This is a genomic window from Streptomyces thermovulgaris, assembly GCF_002155915.1.
GTDB lineage: Bacteria > Actinomycetota > Actinomycetes > Streptomycetales > Streptomycetaceae > Streptomyces > Streptomyces thermovulgaris.
Genome location: NZ_MUME01000483.1, coordinates 1 through 629, shown reverse-complemented (window position 1 = coordinate 629; position 629 = coordinate 1). Strand labels below are relative to the sequence as shown.

Here is a 629-nt window from a genome sequence, read left to right as displayed (position 1 = left end):
CGGCCCCGAGGCGTGCCACGCCCGCAATCCCCGTCTCGTCTACGGCCGGATGACCGGCTGGGGCCAGGACGGCCCGCTCGCCCCCCGCGCGGGACACGACATCACCTACATCGCCGTCACCGGCACCCTCGGCATGATCGGCGGCCCCGACGGGCCCCCGGCCGTCCCCGCCAACCTCCTCGGCGACTACGCGGGCGGCTCCCTCTATCTCGTCGTCGGCGTCCTCGCCGCCCTGCACCACGCACGCGCGACCGGCACCGGCCAGGTCGTGGACGCGGCCATCGTCGACGGCGCGGCCCATCTGTCCGCGATGATCCACGGCATGCTCGCCGCGGGCGCCTGGCAGGACCGNNACGACGAGTTCCTGACCCTGCTCGGCCTGGAGGAGCACGTCGGCACCCGAACGGACCCCGCCCGTTGGGGTGAACTTCGTGAGGCGGTCGCCGCCCGCTTCAAGTCCCGCACCCAGGCCGAGTGGACGGCCGTCTTCGAGGGCTCCGACGCCTGCGTGGCCCCCGTGCTGTCGCTGCGCGAGGCCCCGCACCACCCGCACCTGGCCGCCCGCGGCACCTTCACCGACCACGCCGGCCTCACCCAGCCGGCCCCCGCCCCCCGTTTCTCCGCCACCC

1 protein-coding gene is annotated in these 629 nt (G+C 75.6%); it reads left to right on the top strand.

All coding sequences use genetic code 11. The annotated features are described in order from the left end of the window. A partial coding sequence (locus CCN35_RS26635; protein ID WP_143631866.1) for a CoA transferase occupies positions 1-629 on the top strand: 629 nt, incomplete at both ends.